The sequence below is a fragment of the Acinetobacter sp. TW_SC_4 genome, assembly GCF_054861205.1.
In genome coordinates, this window is sequence record NZ_CM142174.1 from 1877673 (window position 1) to 1899116 (window position 21444).

The 21444-nt window shown below is 43.2% G+C and carries 27 protein-coding genes; all 27 read right to left on the reverse strand.

Annotated elements, in window-relative coordinates:
- Positions 1 to 114: 114 nt before the first annotated feature.
- The 27 genes from ACWM1W_RS08980 to ACWM1W_RS09110 all read right to left on the reverse strand — a co-directional run bounded on the left by ACWM1W_RS08980 (position 115) and on the right by ACWM1W_RS09110 (position 21393).
- Complete coding sequence (locus ACWM1W_RS08980; protein WP_005236124.1) at positions 115 to 480, reverse strand: lipopolysaccharide assembly protein LapA domain-containing protein; 366 nt, start codon at positions 478 to 480, stop codon at positions 115 to 117.
- A 22-nt stretch (positions 481 to 502) separates the two neighbouring features.
- Complete coding sequence (locus tag ACWM1W_RS08985; protein WP_005097312.1) at positions 503 to 808, reverse strand: integration host factor subunit beta; 306 nt, start codon at positions 806 to 808, stop codon at positions 503 to 505.
- Between the two features lie 164 nt (positions 809 to 972).
- Positions 973 to 2649 carry a 30S ribosomal protein S1 gene (gene rpsA, locus ACWM1W_RS08990; RefSeq protein ID WP_004783987.1) on the reverse strand — a complete coding sequence of 559 codons (1677 nt, stop codon included), beginning with the start codon at positions 2647 to 2649 and terminating at the stop codon, positions 973 to 975.
- A 110-nt stretch (positions 2650 to 2759) separates the two neighbouring features.
- Positions 2760 to 3443 (reverse strand): (d)CMP kinase, encoded by a 684-nt coding sequence (gene cmk / locus ACWM1W_RS08995; protein WP_214002125.1) that lies wholly within the window; start codon positions 3441 to 3443, stop codon positions 2760 to 2762.
- A gap of 14 nt (positions 3444 to 3457) precedes the next feature.
- Positions 3458 to 3892 carry an SRPBCC family protein gene (locus ACWM1W_RS09000; protein WP_004783989.1) on the reverse strand — a complete coding sequence of 145 codons (435 nt, stop codon included), beginning with the start codon at positions 3890 to 3892 and terminating at the stop codon, positions 3458 to 3460.
- A 62-nt stretch (positions 3893 to 3954) separates the two neighbouring features.
- Complete coding sequence (tadA, locus tag ACWM1W_RS09005) at positions 3955 to 4470, reverse strand: tRNA adenosine(34) deaminase TadA (protein WP_214002124.1); 516 nt, start codon at positions 4468 to 4470, stop codon at positions 3955 to 3957.
- A 6-nt stretch (positions 4471 to 4476) separates the two neighbouring features.
- Positions 4477 to 5598 (reverse strand): enoyl-CoA hydratase/isomerase family protein, encoded by a 1122-nt coding sequence (locus ACWM1W_RS09010; RefSeq protein ID WP_214002123.1) that lies wholly within the window; start codon positions 5596 to 5598, stop codon positions 4477 to 4479.
- Positions 5595 to 6308, reverse strand: coding sequence for a uracil-DNA glycosylase (gene ung / locus ACWM1W_RS09015; protein WP_005236130.1), 714 nt, complete (start codon positions 6306 to 6308; stop codon positions 5595 to 5597). The genes ACWM1W_RS09010 and ung overlap by 4 nt, the downstream gene beginning before the upstream one ends.
- 45 nt (positions 6309 to 6353) lie before the next feature.
- Positions 6354 to 6950: a 6-pyruvoyl trahydropterin synthase family protein gene (locus tag ACWM1W_RS09020; protein ID WP_375725574.1), complete on the reverse strand. Its 597-nt coding sequence runs from the start codon at positions 6948 to 6950 to the stop codon at positions 6354 to 6356.
- Positions 6951 to 7108: 158 nt separating this feature from the next.
- A complete protein-coding gene (gene gspK / locus ACWM1W_RS09025; RefSeq protein ID WP_313399570.1) occupies positions 7109 to 8080 on the reverse strand; it encodes a type II secretion system minor pseudopilin GspK in 972 nt (323 codons plus the stop codon).
- A 14-nt stretch (positions 8081 to 8094) separates the two neighbouring features.
- Positions 8095 to 8721, reverse strand: coding sequence for a type II secretion system minor pseudopilin GspJ (gene gspJ, locus ACWM1W_RS09030; RefSeq protein ID WP_375725573.1), 627 nt, complete (start codon positions 8719 to 8721; stop codon positions 8095 to 8097).
- Entirely contained in the window at positions 8718 to 9302 is a 585-nt protein-coding gene (gene gspI, locus ACWM1W_RS09035) for a type II secretion system minor pseudopilin GspI (protein WP_375725572.1), read from the reverse strand. Before gspI ends, gspJ begins: the two co-directional genes overlap by 4 nt.
- Positions 9292 to 9840 carry a pilus assembly FimT family protein gene (locus ACWM1W_RS09040; protein ID WP_005236134.1) on the reverse strand — a complete coding sequence of 183 codons (549 nt, stop codon included), beginning with the start codon at positions 9838 to 9840 and terminating at the stop codon, positions 9292 to 9294. Before ACWM1W_RS09040 ends, gspI begins: the two co-directional genes overlap by 11 nt.
- Positions 9841 to 9858: 18 nt before the next feature.
- Positions 9859 to 10464: a TetR/AcrR family transcriptional regulator gene (locus tag ACWM1W_RS09045; RefSeq protein WP_005236135.1), complete on the reverse strand. Its 606-nt coding sequence runs from the start codon at positions 10462 to 10464 to the stop codon at positions 9859 to 9861.
- 40 nt (positions 10465 to 10504) lie between these two features.
- The gene (locus ACWM1W_RS09050) at positions 10505 to 11278 is read right to left on the reverse strand and encodes a TatD family hydrolase (protein WP_005236141.1); all 774 of its coding nucleotides are present in this window, start codon (positions 11276 to 11278) and stop codon (positions 10505 to 10507) included.
- A gap of 27 nt (positions 11279 to 11305) precedes the next feature.
- Positions 11306 to 11647, reverse strand: a complete 342-nt coding sequence (locus ACWM1W_RS09055) for a PilZ domain-containing protein (protein WP_005236142.1) — start codon at positions 11645 to 11647, stop codon at positions 11306 to 11308.
- Positions 11648 to 11664: 17 nt separating this feature from the next.
- Positions 11665 to 12645 carry a DNA polymerase III subunit delta' gene (locus tag ACWM1W_RS09060; protein WP_214002119.1) on the reverse strand — a complete coding sequence of 327 codons (981 nt, stop codon included), beginning with the start codon at positions 12643 to 12645 and terminating at the stop codon, positions 11665 to 11667.
- A 14-nt stretch (positions 12646 to 12659) separates the two neighbouring features.
- Positions 12660 to 13421, reverse strand: a complete 762-nt coding sequence (gene kdsB, locus ACWM1W_RS09065; protein ID WP_214002118.1) for a 3-deoxy-manno-octulosonate cytidylyltransferase — start codon at positions 13419 to 13421, stop codon at positions 12660 to 12662.
- Between the two features lie 12 nt (positions 13422 to 13433).
- Complete coding sequence (gene lpxK, locus ACWM1W_RS09070) at positions 13434 to 14438, reverse strand: tetraacyldisaccharide 4'-kinase (protein WP_375725571.1); 1005 nt, start codon at positions 14436 to 14438, stop codon at positions 13434 to 13436.
- A gap of 3 nt (positions 14439 to 14441) precedes the next feature.
- Entirely contained in the window at positions 14442 to 16169 is a 1728-nt protein-coding gene (gene msbA, locus ACWM1W_RS09075; RefSeq protein ID WP_375725570.1) for a lipid A export permease/ATP-binding protein MsbA, read from the reverse strand.
- Entirely contained in the window at positions 16169 to 16591 is a 423-nt protein-coding gene (locus ACWM1W_RS09080) for an ExbD/TolR family protein (protein WP_004784014.1), read from the reverse strand. The genes msbA and ACWM1W_RS09080 overlap by 1 nt, the downstream gene beginning before the upstream one ends.
- A 10-nt stretch (positions 16592 to 16601) precedes the next feature.
- Positions 16602 to 17243: a MotA/TolQ/ExbB proton channel family protein gene (locus ACWM1W_RS09085; RefSeq protein ID WP_446053831.1), complete on the reverse strand. Its 642-nt coding sequence runs from the start codon at positions 17241 to 17243 to the stop codon at positions 16602 to 16604.
- Between the two features lie 37 nt (positions 17244 to 17280).
- Positions 17281 to 18168: a ParB/RepB/Spo0J family partition protein gene (locus ACWM1W_RS09090; protein WP_375725569.1), complete on the reverse strand. Its 888-nt coding sequence runs from the start codon at positions 18166 to 18168 to the stop codon at positions 17281 to 17283.
- Positions 18165 to 18947 carry a ParA family protein gene (locus ACWM1W_RS09095; protein WP_375725568.1) on the reverse strand — a complete coding sequence of 261 codons (783 nt, stop codon included), beginning with the start codon at positions 18945 to 18947 and terminating at the stop codon, positions 18165 to 18167. The genes ACWM1W_RS09090 and ACWM1W_RS09095 overlap by 4 nt, the downstream gene beginning before the upstream one ends.
- A 24-nt stretch (positions 18948 to 18971) precedes the next feature.
- On the reverse strand, positions 18972 to 19604 hold the full coding sequence (rsmG, locus tag ACWM1W_RS09100) for a 16S rRNA (guanine(527)-N(7))-methyltransferase RsmG (protein WP_004784021.1): 633 nt from the start codon (positions 19602 to 19604) through the stop codon (positions 18972 to 18974).
- A gap of 85 nt (positions 19605 to 19689) precedes the next feature.
- Positions 19690 to 20379, reverse strand: a complete 690-nt coding sequence (murU, locus tag ACWM1W_RS09105) for an N-acetylmuramate alpha-1-phosphate uridylyltransferase MurU (protein ID WP_104425947.1) — start codon at positions 20377 to 20379, stop codon at positions 19690 to 19692.
- Positions 20380 to 21393 carry an aminoglycoside phosphotransferase family protein gene (locus tag ACWM1W_RS09110; protein ID WP_034170583.1) on the reverse strand — a complete coding sequence of 338 codons (1014 nt, stop codon included), beginning with the start codon at positions 21391 to 21393 and terminating at the stop codon, positions 20380 to 20382.
- Positions 21394 to 21444: the final 51 nt, after the last annotated feature.

Genomic DNA, 21444 nt, shown 5'->3' on the forward strand with positions numbered 1-21444 from the left:
TTTTTCTAAATACCATTAAACAATAAAAAACGCCTTAGAAGCTAAGCTAAAAGGCGTTCGATCAAAACAGGCGAAGTAAAGATTCGGTAGATTACTTCTACTTGTCATTTTCGTTTAAAGCGGTGCCGATGGCCTGTCATTAGAATTAATATCTAATACTGTTTTCTCATGTCGTGTATGAGCCGCCGCTTCTGCTGCCATCATCTTGGCAGTATTCAACTGTTCCTTACGTAGATGCTCAATATCTTTACGTAGTCGTTTAATTTCCCAATTGCTCTGAAAAACGCGGAAAACCTGCACACCGAGTAACAAGCCAACCACTATTCCTAAGGAAAGAGTCAAAAGGAGCAATAACCCTAAACGCATTGCAGGAACTTGAGTAAATAACAAGTCCACTGAGACCTCAGTCCCGTTTTGCAACACCAAAGCTAATGAATAGCCAAAGACGAGCAATAAAAGAATGACCAGAACGTAACGCATGAACACCCCGTAAATATCTTGTTTATTTGTTTGCAGATTCGTTTACTGCATCACGAAGTGCTTTACCTGGCTTAAAGTGTGGAACAGCTTTTGCTGCAACTTCAACAGATTTACCAGTTTTAGGATTACGACCCACGCGAGGCTCACGATGATGTAATGCAAAGCTGCCAAACCCGCGAATCTCAATACGGTTATCAGATGATAAAGCTTCAATCATTTGATCAATCATAATTTTAACTGCTTCTTCCACTAAAGGTTCAGCTAAATGCGGATTCTTTAGCGCGATGCGCTCTATTAAGTCAGACTTATTAAGTGCTTCAGTAGTCATCTGCGACCTCTTTAATTATCAAGCTACTCGGGATCTATTTTCCGATAATAACCTGTTTAAATACAAAACGGTAGCGCAATAATTAAATACTACGCTACCGTTTACAGTATTTGTGTAAAAAGTATTACTTAATTTACATTAACAATACAATTCACCATCTACTCTTAGTGATTCATTTGCGCTTTGATCAAGTCACCAATAGTTTTAGGACCATTGTCTTGACCAGCAGCAGCTGTTTTCAGATTTGCAACAGCTTCTTTCTCTTCAGCTTCGTCTTTCGCTTTGATAGACAAGTTGATAGAGCGAGATTTACGATCTACATTAATGATCTTAGCTTCAACTTCTTGACCAACTTCAAGGAATTTAGTCGCATCTTCAACGCGGTCGCGGTTGATTTCAGATGCTTTAAGAGTTGCTTCAACTTCATCAGCTAACTTAACAGTAGCGCCTTTAGCGTCAACTGCAGTTACAGTACCTTTAACAAGCGCACCGCGTTCGTTAGCAGCTAAGAAATCGTTGAACGGATCGCTGTTCAATTGTTTGATGCCCAGGCTGATACGGTTGCCTTCAGCATCTACAGACAGGATAACTGCTTCAACAGTGTCACCTTTCTTGTAACGACGGATAGCTTCTTCGCCTTGTTCGTTCCAAGAGATGTCAGACAAGTGAACTAGACCATCGATACCACCTGGTAATCCGATGAAGATACCGAAGTCAGTGATTGACTTGATAGTACCAGATACTTTTTCACCTTTATCGTGGTTCTTAGCAAACTCTTCCCATGGGTTAGCACGAGTTTGTTTGATACCAAGAGAAATACGACGACGTTCTTCGTCCACTTCAAGAACCATAACGTCAACTTCGTCACCGATCTGAACAACTTTAGATGGGTGGATGTTTTTGTTAGTGTGGTCCATTTCTGAAACGTGTACTAGACCTTCAACGCCTTCAGCGATTTCTGCGAAACAGCCGTAATCAGTAAGGTTAGTTACGCGAGCTTTAACGATAGAACCTTTAGGATAACGGCTCATGATCGCTAACCATGGATCTTCACCTAATTGTTTAAGGCCTAAAGATACGCGGTTACGTTCGCGGTCGAATTTAAGTACTTTAACAGTAACTTCTTGACCCACTTCAACAACTTCTGATGGGTGCTTGATACGTTTCCAAGCCATGTCAGTGATGTGAAGAAGACCGTCGATACCGCCAAGGTCAACGAACGCGCCGTAATCAGTAAGGTTCTTAATAGTACCAGTAACTGTTTGACCTTCTTCAAGCTGAGCAAGAAGAGCTTCACGGTCAGCTGAAGATTCAGCTTCCATAACAGCACGACGTGAAACAACAACGTTGTTACGTTTAGCGTCAAGTTTGATTACTTTAAATTCTAACTCTTTGCCTTCTAAGTGAGTAGTATCACGAATAGGACGAGTATCAACTAAAGAACCTGGAAGGAACGCACGAACTGGACCGATGTCAACAGTGAAACCGCCTTTAACTTTACCAGAGATAACACCAGTAACGATTTCGCCGTCTTCAAAGATTTTTTCAAGTTTAGTCCAAGTCTCAGCGCGTTTAGCTTTTTCGCGAGAAAGAACTGTTTGACCCATACCATTGTCAAGTGCTTCAACAACTACGTCTACAGTGTCGCCAACTTGAACTTCAAGTTCGCGCTGTTCATTTAAGAACTCAGCACGGTCAACAACGCCTTCAGATTTAAGGCCAGTGTCAACAGTTACCCAATCAGAGTCGATGCTTACTACAACGCCTTGGATGACTGCACCCTTTTCAACGTTGAGGTTTAATTCGCTTTCTTCAAAGAGGGCTGCAAAAGATTCGGTCATGATATATCCGATAAAGTCAGCGGTCTTGGATCAGACAAGGCCGGTTTAATTAAGCGTCTACATAGTCCATATAAAACTGATCAAGCTATGCATCTGCTGAAATAATAGGGTTATTGAGCTAATTGCTGATCCACATACGTGGTCATCAGCTTAAATACTTCATCGATATTCAAATCTGAACTGTCGATGATGTACGCATCAGCAGCAGGTTTGAGCGGAGCGACAGTGCGTTCCATATCTCGTTTATCCCGCGCTTCGATATTAGCTAAAATGTCGTTTATTTTAACATCCAGCCCCATACCCTGCAACTGCTTTACACGTCTTTGCGCACGGGATTCAGCCGAAGCTGTCAAATAAATCTTGGCTTGTGCATCTGGGAAGATACTGGTCGCCATATCGCGGCCATCTGCCACTAGACCAGGAGCTTGAGCAAAAGCATGTTGACGGGCCACCATAGCAGTTCTAAGTTCAGGAATTGCAGCAACTTTTGAAGCATACTCACCCACCCGTTCGGTACGGATAGTTTGGGAGACATCTTCACCATTCAGCCATACCTGAACACCTGATTCAGTGCTGACAAATTGGATATCCAAATTTGTTGCAATTTGTACGCATTCAGCCAGTTGAGTATCCAGTTCATCGAGTAAATTATGGTGATGCAATGACAGTCCTAATAAACGATACAAAGCCCCTGAATCCAGTAAATGAAACTGGTAATGTGCTGCCAGTTTTGCAGCCAGTGTGCCTTTGCCAGATCCGCTTGGACCATCAATGGTAATAATTTGAACTGTCATTACTTTCCCGTTATTTATACAGATTTTGCAAGTTTTGCGAGGCCTAGTTTAATCCCTGTCTTGAGCTGTGCAAGAATTAATTTACTGACAAATGGAAGACGTGCCTGCAATTCTATCGTATAAGTCACCAGACTTTTGTTATCGTCCAATGCTTCAAACTCAATAATACCCAAATGATGTTTAATCAAAGGATTCTTTACGATCTTGTATTCAATACGGGAGTTCGGCTCTAGCAAGGTAATTTGCTCTTTTAGCGGCTTGACTGGACCTAAACCCATGCTACGCACAGAACCCACACCATCTGGGCGTTCAGGGTCTGCCGAATCCTTGATTCGTTCAACCTGCATTGGTGCAAAAGCCACGTTATAAGCATCGTGTTTAGACAGCAATTCAAAAACCTTATCAATCGCTGCTGGGAATTCTTTTTTTACCTGAATCGCATTTTTCATTTTTCTTTTTCCTGAAAATAAATGATTTTAAAGTGAGCAAAGTTTAACGAATTAGATTTAATTTATTTATGAGCATTCAGTAATTTTTCTTGCAATTTCAGCTGCCGTTTCTGTTCACGGCGCAACTTGAAAAATGCACTGAGCTGTTCAGCACACTGCTGCTGCATACAGCCCGAGTCAAATGGAAATACATGATTATAGTAGCCGGTCTCAAAAAGCTTGCGTGCACTCACCAAAGAACCTGCTTTGGGCTCAGTTGTACCAAAAACGACCCGCGAAATACGCGAATGCACCAATGCCCCTACACACATGGTACACGGTTCCAGAGTTACATAGAGGATAGCATCTTCAGGCAGGCGGTAGTTTTGCAGGTTCTGACATGCTTCACGTAATGCTATGATTTCAGCATGGGCAGTCGGATCATTTAAAGAAATAGGCGCATTGTAGCCACGGCCAATGACCTGATTTTGGCTGACAATCACGGCACCCACAGGAATTTCACCCTGCTCAGCAGCAAGTGCAGCCTGCTCATAAGCAAGCTGCATCCAGTACTCATCGGTAAATTGTGTTTCGGACATTCAGACTTAAATCACACCATAGTGTTTGAGTAGCTCATTCCAGCTTTCAATGGTGGTTACCGGTGGATTCTGAGACAGAATGCCTTTCAGGCTTAAATCACTGCCTTTTTGCCATTCTGGAGACAGATCTTTATCGACCAGACGTGCACGTACACCTTCGACAAAGTCAAGATGACGGATTTTCCAGTCTGAAATCTGGATTTCCAGTTCAAAAATCTCATTCCACGAATGAACCTGTTTACCCCATTGCCATAATAACCAGCTTAAAGCAGCGGTTGTAGGTGAACCTTTTTGCAGGTTTTCGCTGGCCTGACGCAACCAGTCACTGCGCGCATCACTTAAACCAATAATCGATTCATAGTCATGTTCAAAGTTTACGCCACGACATACACTGTGGATTACATCCAGTGAGTTTTGCAGAGGACCCGGGCCTACAGGACGGTGCATGCTGTTCAAGGTGTCATCAATCGCACGGAAATCGCCAGCTGGATAATGTTCCCAGTCTATATTCACGACCTTATCTAACACTGAATCACGTTGTGCATCACAGATATGAGTCGCCCAGCCAATACCGTAAGCACCCGCAGCAGTCATAATGGAACCCGTTAAACCTGTAAACAGGCCAATCGCTCCACGGTCTGCTAGGAAGCGGGTCGCACCCACATCTGGATATAAACCAATATTAATCTCAGGCATGGCCAGACGTGAATACGGCGTCACCAAACGGAATGGAGCCGCCATAAACAGGCCTAAACCACCACCCATAACATAACCTTCACCCCACACCAATACCGGCTTGGCATAGTTATGCAGTAATAAATCCAGCGCATATTCCTGTTCAAAAAACTTATTGGCGGTTGCCACTTCATCATTAATTACTAACTGACGCAGCTTACGTACATCGCCACCGGCACAAAATGCTTTCGGGGTAGTTGAATCCAGCCAGATCGCTTTTACGCTGTCATCTGTATGAAAGTCCTGAAAGACTTCTAGCAATGCTGAAACCAGAGATTCATCTAAAGCGTGTAATGATTTTGGACGATTCAGGCGAACAATGCGCCAGCCATTATTGGCTTGTTCAACAATCAGGTCCGGATGGTAAGGTGTAGTTACAGGAGAATAAATCATGCGTCCAGCTGCCAATCTATAGGCTCAATGCCATGTTGTTTGAGATAATTATTCGTTTTCGAAAAAACTTTACAACCAAAAAAACCACCCCGGTTTGCTGACAAAGGCGAAGGATGTGCTGCCTTTAAGACCAGGTGTTTATTTTGATCAATGCGCTGTCCTTTACGCTGTGCGTATGCGCCCCAAAGAATAAAAACGATATGTTCACGTTGTTCATTCAATACATCAATGACGTGATCTGTGAATTCCTCCCAGCCACGTTTCTGATGTGAAGTTGGCTGTGCTGCCTCTACAGTCAATACAGCGTTGAGCAGAAGTACACCCTGTTCCGCCCAATGAGTTAAATCACCATGTTTAGGGATTTTTACGCCTAAATCATTATGTAACTCATGAAAAATATTACGTAAAGATGGAGGTAATGCAACCCCTTTTTGCACCGAGAAGCTTAAACCATGCGCCTGATTCGGGCCATGATAAGGGTCCTGACCAATGATGACCACTTTGACCCGGTCTAATGGCGTTGTATTCAAAGCATTAAAAATCAGATGATTTGGTGGGTAAATTACCTTGTCTGCTTTTTTTTCTTCAATTAAAAACGTTTTTAACGCATCCATTTTCGGGCTCAGTAAAAAATCACTGAGTCCATATTTCCAGCTGTCATCTAACTGAACTTTATTCAGTTTGGCAATTTGCTGTTCATTTAAAGACATGCTTCAATCCTAAATCTATGTCAGTCTGCGTTTATATTCGAATTTTTAAGGCTGGACTTGCAGATCCACAGCCGGGTTATGAAATGAAAGACCATGTTTCAGTTTCGCAAACATCTCTGAATCTGTCCATTCTGCCCGGACCTGCTCCGAGAATTCAATCTGTTCCAGGCTAAGTGGACCCATCTGTTCATTCTGGATATCTTCCAGGAAGCTTTGCGCATAGCCTGTATCAGTTTCATGGACAATCACAGAGTAAACTTCAACATCCCCTTCACCATTCTGAGTAATGGTGGATGCCAATACCTGCTGAGCCAAGAAGAAGAAAATACGTGAAAACTGTTCTGCAGACGGTGAAACTGGCAAAGATACCCAACGTGCACTAAAGTTTTTACATGCCTGAATATATTCAGGATCATCTTTTTGCCAGAAGCAGATCGCATGGTCAAAAGAATCAAAGAAATCCTTAATCACCCCTTTGAGCAGACCAAAATCATATACCATCTGGCCATGATCCAACTTCGACGCTTTCAGCAATAACTCAACTTTATAACTGTGACCATGGATCGAACGTTTACAGCGATCCGAGGTGCAGTTACGCACAATATGAGCATTTTCAAACTTAAATAACTTACGAATTAACATATGCCGTAATGTCGTCAAAAAATAGGTGAATTAATTTCAATTATAAAGCAAAAGTAAACCTATGAGGATTAATTTTGCAGTTCATCATGATAGGGAAAAGGGATTAAGGCTACGCGAATCAAATTCAAGAAATGAGAGCATTCTAAAATGATGATATTTTAAAAAGGCGCCATGCTTCGATAGGCAACATAAACCTTTTTGTCCTGCCGCACCAGATCACTACTAAACTGACGTTTACGTTCATTCAGCATCACTTCAATACGTGCTTTAAAGTGATTGGATTGCACCCCAAGCAAGTTATTAAACAGGTTATGTTTAGCTGCATCCACCTGAGCAAAGGGTTCTAGTGTCCAGAGATCAGCTACATTGGAAAAATATTCCAGATTTGCCTGACGGCGATCCAGCAATTGCTGCACAGTATTCACATCCAGCCTTTCATCCATGCTCGCCAAAAGAAATGCAGATGCGGTATTAATATTGACTTTACTGTCTTCTACAGGTGCAGCACTGAGATAAGGTGCGATTAGTTTGTACTTGTTTTCTTCAAAGCCTCGTACCAGTTTCAGCTCTTCAACGCTATGAAATTTGGTATTTGGAGGCAGAGAACCATTCGGCAAGCCCTGATAATAATTAGATTCTGCACCCATTGGGCCACTCGGCATTTCATCTTCATCCTGCCAGTCGATCACGGCTTCACTCAACTGCTCTGGCAATCCAGCACGTTTTAATATCAGCTCAAACCAAGCTTTAGCATTTTCATTTACCGTACCTTCAGCTGTAATCAGGCTATTTAAATTAAACTTACCTGATTCATCTTGCAGTATTCCCGAAACATAACCATCTTCAACCGGAAAAGCTGGCATCGGCTGCGCCCAGGTTTCATTTAAATGATCAACTTCAGCAGCATTCTCTGCGTCATCCACAAGTAATTCAGAAAAAAACGCTTCAGCACTTTTGGCATACATCAAAGACTGGTTTTGTCGCATTAAATAAGCAGTACTTTCAGCAGTTGCAGCCTGACGTTTAGCAATAGTCGCAGCCAAAATAGTTGCAAGAGCCACCATCACTAGAATGGTAATCAGAGCAATCCCCTTCTGCTGTTTGATCATCATTGCTTTGTTCATCTGCATTTTATTATTCTTTGTCAGGTTAACTTTTGGGTTTCAAGCAGGAAATCTGTATTCAATAAACTGAAAATCCACTCATAACTGACCCCATTAACCATTAAGTTGATTTTAATGCCTTTGGGCAAGCGCTGTTTTTGCTCAACCTGATTTAAATCAAATGATGAGTCTGGCCATTGGGTCATTTCATTCGGATTAAGCACTACGATCTGAAACTGCTCAACATCGGACAACAACACACTGGATTCAGGTTGATCACGACCGGTCTGGTTTAAATTCCGGTATTTCAAGCGATATAGTTTTTGTTCATCTGCCCGGTACTGATATTCAACCCGTTCATCTGGAGAAATTCCCTCTTCCAGAGGATCGGTAACTCCAGTCTTACTAAAGTTAAAACGCCCGTTTTGCAAAACCAGTGCCGGCTGAATATCACCATTAATATTGGCCGTTAAAGGCACCGCCTGTACCGTATCACGCAAGATCTGCTGATAAGTATCTTGCAACTGACTTAAGCGCTGTTCATGCACCGTATTACGGTCTTTGGTTTGTATAATATAATCAAATACTTTCCAGCCTAGAGCAGACAGTACGGCGAAAATAGCAATAGCAACCAGTAGTTCGACCAGCGTAAATCCCTTTGACTTCATGGCGCTTCATTCATCCGGTGATTAAAGAACATCAAGCTGCTAATTCCATTTTCTGCCTGACCAGTTTCAGTGTTGACCAGACTCACCTGTAATTCAATACGTTGTACATTAGGACTTAAAGTAGGCTCACTGCGCTTATCAATTTGCCAGGTTTCGCCCTGCTGGGTGAGTTGTTTAGATTCAGTACCAGTGAACCACTGCTGATTGATTTCCATCAGTGCCGCTTCATTCAAGGCAACAAACTGAGCTTGGGTTCTCATAATGGCATTCGAAGTCGATTGGGTATATTGCATGGCAACTTTAGTCAGGGTCATAGCTGCTGTGGCAAAAATCGCCAGCGCAACCATCACTTCCAGCAAGGTAAATCCTGAGGCACGATTAAGTCGAGTAATACTCGACCTGAGCGGCATTGTCGCGCAAGAAAGTCCAAAAGCTGTGCTTGAGGAGCCGCGATGAGTGAAATGCTGTTTCACCGCTGCGCAAGACGAAGAGCTATGCCCGGAGTGCGCACGATCAGCATTTGACTTAAATGGCTTGATTACATCAGCTCCGGCACTCTGCTTGAAAACCCTAGCTTTCATGGACTTTACCCAAGTGATCAATTTCAATCGGATTGCCTACTTCACGATCTTCCAGATAAAACTGGATTCTGACCGGTTTAACTTCACCATTGCCTAACCAGATCAGCTTGGGTGCATTGGCTTCAGTAAGATCCCGATTTTGGGCATTATTATAACGTTGCTCTAAAGGCTGAATCCGGAAAGAGACCTGTTCTGGTAAATTGCGCAGATTAAACTCCGCATAACTTTGCCATTTCTGCTGATTTAAAGTCGGTTCTGCCTGATTAGGTGAACGATATTCCACGACCCCGTAGCGAAATGGTGAAATATCAGTGGCAGCCTGAACATCAAGCGCAAGAATACGGGATTGATCATTAGCTTCCCGCAAGATCCGCTGCAAATCCAGTAACAGGACTTCCCGCGTCTGCATTGCCTTGCGCTGATCTACCCCACCAATATTCAATACAACTAGTGATGCCATAATACTCATAATCACAATCACCACCATCACTTCGATTAGAGTGAATCCACGAATGGAGGCGTGATGTGATCTGATCATAGGCAACTCTTAGGCGAACTACTCGGCAGGATGAACCTGTTTCGGTAAAGCTAAAGCTTGATCAATAAGGGCAACGCGCAAGGTATCGCGTGAACCAAGATAGCGCTGGTAGAAACTGGAGTTAAGAATAGCAGCTGCACCATGGGTCAATGACCAGATTGAGGCCAGATAATCACGCACCGACATGCTGCTATTGATTGAAGCCAGATAGCTTTCAGTCATACGGATAATCAGACGTAAGCGCTGTTTGCGCACCTGATAAAGTTCGCTAAACAGATGCTGAATTCCAACACCTGTTGTAGAAAGACGTTCTTCAATCTGATGAAAAAGGACAGTACGTTCAGGGTGATGCAGATGGTGCAACATAAAGAAAGCCAGATGTTCAGGAAAAGCCTTGTCACTATCCTGAATCATTTCCAGCAACATGCGCTCATTACGGATAATCAGCAGTATGTACAATTCATCTTTACTCTGAAAATGCTTGTAAAGAGTGCCTTTGGCCAGATCCAGTTCTGCTGCCAGTGCATCCAGGGTCATCCCGGCTTCACCATTTTCTAGCAGTAACTGTTCTGCGACTTGAAAAATCAAGGTTTCTCTTGCTCGAAACTGAGCCTGACGATCCATCTTCACCCTATAACTCTCTTGTACTCTTATCTAACTTTATTTACTTCGAATTCAGAAGATTCTCAAAGTTCTGCTTTGTGATATAAGCCATTTCTTCTAGCGACTTATCATATACATCGCAAAGGGCTTTGGCTACATAAGGAACGTATTTTGGTTCATTAGATTTGCCACGATATGGCATTGGAGCAAGGTAAGGACTATCCGTTTCGATTAAAACACGATCAAGTGGAACCTGTTTGGCAACGTCACGCAAATCCTGGGCATTTTTAAAAGAAACAATACCGGAGAAAGACACATAGTAACCGCAGTCTAAAACAGCTTTAGCGGTTTCCCAGTCTTCGGTAAAACAGTGCAAAATGCCATGGGTAGATTTCTCTGCACGAATAATATCAACCGTGTCATGCTTGGCAGAACGGGTATGCACAACGACAGGTTTTTTCACAATTTGTGAGGCATGAATATGACGGGCAAAACAGTCTTTTTGCTCGGCAATAAAATCGGTGCTGTGATAATAATCGAGCCCCGTTTCACCAAGCGCCCAGACTTTTTCTGGCTGTGCCAGTTCAACCAGATATTCAGTAGTCGCACGCGCCATCGTTGCCGCATCTTCGCAAGGATGTACACCGACGGTATAACCGACATCAGGATGACGGGCAGCGATTTTAGCCAGCTCGATATGATCATCCAGATCCACCGAGATACTCATAAACTTGGATACGCCTGCTTCACGGGCCTGAACAAGCGCCTGATCCAGATCACCATTATAAGGTGTTAAATCGAGCAGTGTTAAATGACAATGAGTATCTACAAACACAATGAGTTCCTACCGAAGGTAAATTAACTACATAGTGTAACTTTTACGTCCATCAGATTTAAGACCTGCAACCAGACGATCTGCTTCATTTTTGAAGAAAACGCCTTTTTCACCGGTGAGCTGAATCCCAAAACCTTGTGGCTTGATGCCATTCTGCTTTTGAGATATCCAGATTACTTTTCCGGTTAATGGAATTTTCTGCGTCTGTTCAGGTAAAGTCGTCAAAACAAATACTTCTTCACCCAGCTTGACTGGTTGCTTGGAAGGAATAAAAAGTCCACCACCTACAACATATGGCATATAACTGGCAAATAACGTTTCAATATCCGGAATATTGGCCTGAATAATACCGCCCATACGTGGTTGCATCTTGTTTTCCCCTTAAGCTAAAGATTCATCAGCTTGATACACAATTCATCGAGCACCAGATTACTTTGTACATTCTGCTCAAGATATTGTTTGGCTCGCTGAAAATCCTCATAAATTTCAAAAAGTGTTTCCAATGAATATTGTTCGGCCAATACATTAAAGTCCAGATCAATGTTTTTTACGGCCTGATTTAGCTTGACACAAATTAAATCGGACAACAAGTATTCAAACATTTGACCAAATTCACCAAAACTCAGGCTTTTATTCCATTTGGTCGCAATTGCCATGGGCATATTTTTTTGAATAGCCAGTTTTTTCCAGTCTTCTATGAATTCCTGACGTAGTGGCAGCCATGAACTTTGTGCAACCTCAACCGCTTGCAAAGGCATCTGATTGGATAAATTCATCAATAACTGCTGCTGGCTCGAACCTGCTTCAGGTAATTGCACTTCTACATATTCACTGAATTGCACTGATGAAATCCGGTCCAAAGCAAAATGCTGTAAACGGCTGCGAATAGTTGCAGGCAATTTCAGATAATGATCCGCAAGTAAAATGATGACAATATTTTCACCCGGTTCTTCCAGAGTTTTCAGCAAGGCATTAGAAGAGGCAATATTTAATGCTTCAGCGGGTTCAATGACAACGACGCGCCAGCCATCCACGGTCTGCTGTACAAAAGGCAGAAGATCACGGATTTTTTCAATTTTAATTTTGGCATTCTGTTTTTTATTGTCTTCATCAGTACTAATATAGACGTAATTCGGATGGGTATCCGCTTTTAACCACTGACAGCTACCACACTCACCGCATGGCCCATCAGGCTGACGGTTCAGGCATAAAACCCAGGCCAGAAACTGCTGGGCAAAGGCTTCTTTACCACAGCCTTTTTTTCCATAGAATAACAAACCATGTCCAAGCTTAGGAAAACGCCCGGTTAGCGTTTCCCAAACCTGTTGCTGCCATGGATAAATCTGTGCATTGACATCAAGCGGCATGGAGAATTCTCAAATTAAGCAAAAGAAGATGGATCCATCTGGTTCAGGCGGTCCAGATCTTTCTGCGTATCGACACCTGGCGGTAAATTGGCTTCTGCCACAGCAATGGCAATACGGTGACCATTTTCCAGTACACGTAACTGTTCTAAAGATTCCAGTTTTTCCAGCACACCTATTTCCCAGGTTACATATTCCTGTAGCAGTTTCACGCGATAAGCATATAAACCCAAATGACGATAAGCCCGATCATGCAGTTTTTGTTTAGCCAGTTTGGCACCATCACGGTCATAAGGAATCGTAGCACGACTAAAATACAATGCCTGATTGTGCTTAGACATCACAACCTTAACGATACTGTCACGCTTGAATTCCTCTAAATGATGAATTGGCTCACATAGAGTCGACATTGAGCAAGCTGGCTGATCTTCTAAAAGTTGCGCCACCTGTTTAACTAACTGGGCCGGCAATAAAGGTTCATCACCCTGTACATTCACGATAATGTCATCACTCGCCCAGCCCTTTATTCGAGCTACTTCACTTAGACGATCCGTACCTGATGGATGATCTACTGAAGTCAGGACCACATCAACGCCTTCAGTACGGCAGACTTCAGCAATACGCTCATCATCTGTCGCCACACACAGGTCATCAAAGCCTTGTACTTTTTTAGCCTGATCCACGACACGCAGAATCATTGGACGACCATGGATTTCCAGCAAAGGTTTACCCGGCAAACGTGAACTGGAGAAGCGTGCAGGAATAACTATATGTTTCATCGTAAATAAACCTTAAGAAATAGAAATACCCTGTTGCTCTAATTGCTGCTGCAATATTGTATAACAGGCAGGTGACAAGACTGCATCGACCGGCACCACCCAGATATCCCGCTGATAATCTGGATACTGTTTGAGTAATGCCATAATTTTAACTGCATCTTTTTCAGTAGTAATAATCGGACTATTGTCATCGAATTGCAGGTCTTCAATTTCATAATCATGATGGTCTGGAAATTCGTGACACTGAAATTGCTGCAGCCCCAGATGTTCTAGCGTTTGATAGAAACGCTGCGGAAAACCGATGCCGACTACTGCATAAAAAGCCGCAGTTGGATCAAAGCTTTTGATGACATCCTGATTTAATAGATAGGGCTGAGAGGCTGCAAGATGCATATGCAAAGGTGAAACTGGATTTGCTGCATGTTCAATTACGGTACCCTCTTCTAAGCGGGTAACGGGTTCACGCAGATAACCTTCAGGTAAAAGTTTCTGGTTGCCCAAGCCTCGGTTATTGTCCAGCACAATCCATTCAATCTGACGATTTAAAGCCCAGTGCTGCAAACCGTCATCACAAATGATTAAATCCAGTGCATGCTTTTCTAGCAAAAGCTCAATGCTCTTCTGGCGATTTGGCCCCACAGCCATCGGCACACCAGTCGCTTGGACAATTAAGGCTGGTTCATCCCCTACCACTTCAGGCAAGGTATTTAAATCGACATAGGCAGGAAAAGGACCTTTAGCACCATAACCTCGGCTGATCACACCAATCCGTAGGCCTTTTTCATTAAGGTAATCCACCAGATGAATTAGCAAAGGTGTTTTACCACTCCCACCTACGGTAATATTCCCAATCACCATTACTGGAATAGGTGCGGTATAGCTTTTTTTGATCCCTTTACGGTAAAGCCAGTGATTGCTGACAAAACCCAAGCGGTAAAGCCAGGACAAAGGACGCAGCACAACCAGCCACTTTGCCTGTGTATTCCAAGCATCCTGAATGATCTGTGCCAAAGCCATGACTTAATGTTCCTCGAAATTACGTTGGTGCAGCTGATAATAAGCACCTTGGCGTGCAATCAGCTCAGCATGATTACCCTGCTCAATAATACGACCTTGATCCATCACGACAATGCGATCGGCATTTTCAATTGTTGATAGACGATGCGCAATCACAATCGTAGTCCGATCTTGCATCGCCTGATCAAAGGCACGCTGAATAAAGTATTCAGATTCGTTATCCAGCGCACTAGTCGCTTCATCCAGAATCAGGATCGGTGCATTTTTCAGAATAGCACGGGCGATCGCAATACGCTGACGCTGACCACCTGACAGATTCAGACCTTGAGCACCTAGTGGCGTATCATAACCTTGTGGCAAGGCCATAATGAAATCATGCGCATAGGCGGCTTTTGCTGCTGCAATGATTTCTTCATCACTCGCACTTTCTAGCTGGCCATAAGCAATATTTTCACGGACAGTACGGTTAAACAGCACTACCTGCTGGTTTACCATCGCGATCTGGGTACGTAAAGCAGTCAACTCATAATCAGTAATCGGTTTTTGATCCAGTAAAATTTGCCCGGATGTAGCTTCCTGATAACGTACCAACAGATTCACTAGAGAGGTTTTGCCTGCTCCTGAACGTCCAACCAATGCGACAGTCTCGCCCGCTCTCACTTCCAGGTTAAAGTCATGAATCGCATGGTGACCATCGCCATAAACCAGATTGACATCTTTAAATTGAATATTGCCTTTTAAGGTATCATTGAGTTTGCCAGTATTATGCTCTTCAGGCATATCTAGCAATTCAAACACAGAATGTGCGGCCGCCATACCACGCTGAATTTTTTCATTCACATCAGTTAATGTCTTGATTGGTCGCGCCAACATGCCTGCAGCTGTAATATAAGCAACAAATTCACCCGCAGTAGTATCTCCCAGAATTTGTGGGCGCAATGCAATATACATCACGATACTAAGTGAAACTGACATGATCAGCTGCACCACTGGACTGTTCAGCTGCTGTACTGCCACCATCTTTAAGCCACGGCGCAGGTTTTCCAAAGAATTCTGTTTAAAACGTTCCTGCTCATAAATCTGACCACCAAAACCTTTAACGATCAGATTGGCATTTACCGTTTCCTGAACCACATGGTTCACGTCACCCATGGTGTCCTGAACTTGCTGTGATAGCTTGCGCATCCGTTTTGAAGCTTTACTGATCACGAAACCAATCACGGGTCCAAAGATCAGAATACACATGGTTAAACGCCAGTTGGTATATAAAAGATATCCCAATAAGGCAATTGTGATCAGACCTTGCTGAATGATCGTTCTAAGTGCTTCAGTTGAGGCTGCGGTGAGCTGCTCAACGTTATACATGATTTTGGCCGTAATATGACCGCTGGTATTGTCCAGAAAATATTGCGCAGGCAAACGCAATATTTTGGCAAAGACTTCCTGACGAATATTAAATACCAGATTACGGGAGATGACCGCCGTATAATACCCACCGAGGAATAGGCCTAAGCCCCTGAAGAACATCAGTACTACCACTAAGAATGGGAAAAGTAAGGTGAAACCCTGGTCTCTATTTTGTATCGCCTCAATGATATATTCCAGTAATTTGGCTACAGAAACTTCTGTCGCCGCATTCATAGAGAAACCAAGCAGGACAATTAAGGCTGTGCCCCAAAATGGTTTTAAATAGTTTAAAAGGCGAAGATAGACCTTAAAATCGTGCTTCACTAATAACCTCGAGTTGGTACTTTCGTACTGATGTTGACATTAACAAAGCCAAGTTGCCCTGCAACGTCCATGACACGAATAACATCCTGATGTGTCGCTTTTGCATCAGCGGCAATGACAAACATTAAATCACGACGTTCATTCGAAATCTGTTTAATTGCCGTATTTAAATCTGCTGCATCTTTACTGGCAATAGACTGACCATTCACGGCATAGTGACCATTGGCATCCACAATCACTTCAATTTTCTGGTCAAAATTCTTGGGCGGCACACCTTGCGCATCTGGAAGCGTCAGGTTCATCCGGCTCATCTGGTTAAACGTGGTTGAAAGCAGCAGAAAGACCAAAATAAATAGCAGGCAATCAATCATGGGCGTCAGATTGATATGTACATCTTCCACCTGGTTACGTTTAAATTTCATGCCCCTGCTCCTAGCTTGCTTTCTTGATGCGTTCTTCCACATCATCTGAAGCATTCAAATAGAACAGGTTGGCATGAAATAAGGTTGCCTGCTGTTCAAGTTCCGCCACATATTCCTGAACCAGACGCTGGAAATAACGATGTGCAAATAAAGCAGGAATAGCAATCAACATACCCGCTGCTGTTGTGATCAGTGCTTTGGAAATACCGGGCATCATTAACACCGGGTCACTATTAATACCGACATCAATCATTAAAAATGATTCGATAATCCCAATGACTGTACCCAGCAAACCGAGTAAAGGCGCTACTGCGCTCAAAGTACCCAGAAAATTAATATTTTTTTCCAGATAGCCAATTTCCTGTGAAGCTATCACTTCCATCTGGGCACGAGCATATTGCTCAGACTGGTGACGCGCTTCAAAACCAGCAGTAAATACACGACCCAAAGTACTGTTTTTCAAAGCTGAACTCTGTTGCAGCTTTTGCATGGCTTGGTCTGCATTTTGTGCAGGACCTATCAGAAGTGAGTTGGGCAGTACCAGACTCTTTTTTAAACGAATGAAGCGCTCGACCGAGATCGCCAGCATAAATATCGAACACAATACTAGCGGCAGCATCAACCAGCCGCCTGCTTTAACCAATTCCCACATCTGATTTATTCCCCAATAAAAACAAATTTTAAATTAATTATTCTTCGCCCAGGATCGAAAGAATCCCATCCAGCTCTTCTAAAGAATGATAGCTAATGACCAGCTTGCCTTTTCCTTGCTTGTTGTAGTCAATTTTAACATCCGCACTAAAGCGCTCAGACAGACGCTGAGTCAGCTGCTGAATGTCTGGCGCAATCGCTGCTTTTGGTTTTTCTGTTTTCGGTGCATTGTAGTCGCGTACCAACTGTTCGGTTTGGCGTACTGATAGGCTTTTTTCAATGACCATCTCAGCAACTTTAAGCTGATCTTTAGCCTTCAAAGTCAGGATGGCACGTGCATGTCCCATATCCAGCAAGCCCTGCTGCATAAAGTCTTTTACTTCTTCAGCCAGAGTTAGCAGACGCAGCAGATTGCTCACTGTGGTACGCGCCTTACCGACAGTATCGGCAATTTCCTGATGGCTTAAACCAAACTCGTCATGGAAACGCTGCAAAGCCATCGCCTGATCAATCGGGTTCAGGTCCTGGCGCTGAATGTTTTCGATTAAAGCTAATGCAATTGCGACCTGATCATTCAGCTCACGCACAATCGCAGGAACTTCAGTCAGGCCTGCCAGTTGGGCCGCACGCCAGCGACGCTCACCCGCAATAATCTCGTATGGATAGCGTTCATCATCGACCGGACGGATCACGATCGGTTGCATGATGCCATGCTTTTCAATCGATGCTGCCAGTTCCTGCAGATCCTGCTCATTGATATAGCGACGTGGCTGATATTCACCACGTTTCAGCAGATTGACATCAATCTGTTTCAACTGACCATGATCAAAACCTTGTGCTTCGAGTTGTAATTTTTCTTTTTGAATTGATCCCAGCAAGGCATCTAAACCACGACCTTTGGCGAGTCCACGTTTCTTGACGGTCATGCTTTACTTCCTTTTTTCACTTTGCTTTTCTTTAATACTTCAGCTGCCAGATTCAAGTAAGCAACTGCACCCTTTGAACTTTTTTCAAAATAAATCACTGGTAGACCATGTGCCGGCGCTTCAGCCAGACGGATATTACGTGGAATCACGGTTTCATAAAGTTTTTTACCAAAATATTGTTCTAACTCTTCCGAGACATCACGGGTCAAGGCATTTCGAGCATCATACATGGTACGCAATACACCCACGATCTGTAGGTCTGGATTAAGTGCCTGCTGAATGCGGTCAATGGTTTGTGTCAGATCAGCCAGACCTTCCAATGCATAATATTCGCATTGCATCGGGATGATGACGCCACCCACCGCTGCCAATGCATTCACGGTGATCAGGCTTAAGCTTGGTGCACAATCAACAATGATATAGTCGAATGAGGATTCAATTTCCTGCAAAGCTTCACGCAAAATGAATTCACGGCCTTTTTGCTCGGCAATCGCCAGCTCCACACCAGCCAGATCACGGTTTGCCCCTAAAACCTTATATCCGACTTCAGCTTTAGTAATCGCAGTTTCAATCGGCACTTCACCTAGCAATACATCAGTCACTGAATACAGCAGGTCATTTTTCTGAATCCCCGACCCCATGGTCGCGTTACCTTGAGAATCCATATCCACAAGCAAAACGCGTTTTTTTAACACAGCGAGAGATGCCGCCAAATTTACTGCGGTTGTGGTTTTACCGACACCACCTTTCTGGTTGGCAATCGCAATAATTTGTGCCATGTTGACCCCGATCCTTCAAAAATTTTAAATACGTTTTAATAGAAGTAAATGACGTTGTTCGTCCAAGCGCGGAACCTTCAGTTCAATAATCTGACAGCTAAATTCATCTTTTAACGCTGCCACTTCCTCTTCAGGAATCAAACCTTTCATGGAAGCAATAATACTCTGCTCATGCATATACGGTTTAGATGCATTCACAAAATCTGTCAATGAAGCAAATGCACGACTGGTAATCACATCAAACTGACCCAGCTCATTGATACTGTCTTCATTTTCCACACGGGTTTGTACTGCAATGACATTTTTTAATTTTAGGTCTGCAATAAACTGCTTCAGGAAACGAATTTTTTTACCGTTTGAATCCAGTAGTACACATTCACGCTCAGGCTGACATAAAGCAATGATCATGCCCGGCATACCACCACCAGTCCCGATGTCGAGCAAACGACCTGCAGGCAAATCCTTTAGAATACTCAAACTGTCAAGCAGATGCTTAACTAGCATTTCCTTAGGATCACGAATTGCAGTCAAATTGTATGCTTTATTCCACAGCACCAAAGCGTCCTGGTACTTGAGTAATAAATTTAAAGCTTCATCAGACAGCTCTAAACCTAAAGCCTGGCTACCCTGCTTTAGTTCTTGAAAAAACGTGTGCATAAACAATCAATGCTCGAAAAAGTTAAGTGGAAGTATACCGTTTTCTCTATATTGGCACAGTAGGGAGTGCTTAGTGAATATTCACTTAAGCAGACTTCCCTTCTCGGATCATTAAATCCAATGCATTCAAACGCTCAGGTGTTCCCACATCCACCCAAATACCTGTCAATTTAGAAGCAGCAATCTTTTTTTCCAGCATTGCTGCTTTTAATAGTGGTGCTAAAGGACGTTTTCCAGCCTCTAAGCCTGCAAACATTTTCGGATGAATCACTGATACACCACTAAAAGTCAGGTTTTCACCCGCCACCTGCTGGTCAAAGGTATAAGCCTTGCCGTCTGCAAGTGTAAAATCACCGTTAGGGTGCTGCTCCGGGTTTTGTACCAAAACCAGATGTGCCAGATTTTCACCCAGCTCAACATTCAATAAAGGTGCAAAGTCCATGGTTGTCCAGACATCACCATTGACCAGAATAAAAGGCTCATCACCCAGAAGTGGTAAAGCATTAATAATGCCACCGGCTGTTTCCAGCCCTTCACCTTCATGTGACCACAAAATCTTGACACCAAACTGTGAACCGTCACCCAAAGCCTGAGCCAGTTTTTCACCTAGCCAGGCAGTATTGATGACAATTTCATTCACACCCATCGCAGCCAGTTTTTCAATATGCCAGACAATTAATGGTTTGCCGCCCACTTCCAGCAAAGGTTTTGGCGTATGCAAAGTTAAAGGACGCATGCGGTTGCCCAAGCCAGCCGCGAGAATCATCGCTTTCATTTAGGCCGCTACCTCGTATGAACCATATTTTGCTTCAAAAGCTGGCATCACTTTTTCATGAATAAACTGCATAAATGGCTGTAATTCTGGATAGTCTTTGGTTTCTTCGAGCAGATACCACATCACACGTGGCAGGTCTTTTAGATAGCCAGATTTCCCATCTCGCTCAAATAGACGTACGAAAATACCTAAAATCTTGATATGACGCTGAATCGCCATCATATCCGCATCTTTTTTAAACTGTTCGAAATCACGGTCCTGTTTTGCCGCTGCTGGTAACAGGTCATAGAACACTTTAAACCAGCGATACACGCGATCTGCATTCCACTGCACATAGGCATCACGGGTAATAGAGATCAGGTCATAGGTATCAGCACCAATCACTGCATCCTGAAAATCAATCACACCCAGTTCGGTTTCATTTTCGATTTTCATCAGGTTACGGCTATGAAAATCACGATGCACAATGACTTGAGGTTGTGCCAAAGCAGCATTCGCCAGTATCGCAAATGTGCGCTTGATCAAAGCAGATTCCGCTTCAGTAGGCTGGATTTTTAGAGCAGGTAGCATCCAGTCAGTCAGCAACTCCATTTCAGAAATAAGCTTCTCATAAGAATAAGCAGGAAACTGACCTTCTCCAGGAATGGACTGCAGCTGAATCAGCTGTTTAAAACTTTGCTCATAATAGGCATCAACCGTCTGATCATTCAGCAGATTTGACAACAGCACATCACCAAAATCTTCGAGCAGCAAAAAACCATTTTCCAGGTCTTTGGCCACAATGTGTGGAACACGTACGCCATGGGCATCAAAAAATTCATCAATCGTCACAAAAGGCACACAATCTTCTTTTTCTGGTGGTGCATCCATGAGCATAAATGTTTTATTATTCAGTTTGATTCGTGCATAACGACGAAAACTTGCATCGCCTGCTAAAAAATGTGTTTCAAATTGATCTGAACCGAGTACAGAAGCAATCCAAGATTGTATCAATTGTTCGCGTTGAGTATTCATTTGCAATAAATTCTAGTACAGGCTGAGTTTTTAAAGTGCTAAGTGTAGCTA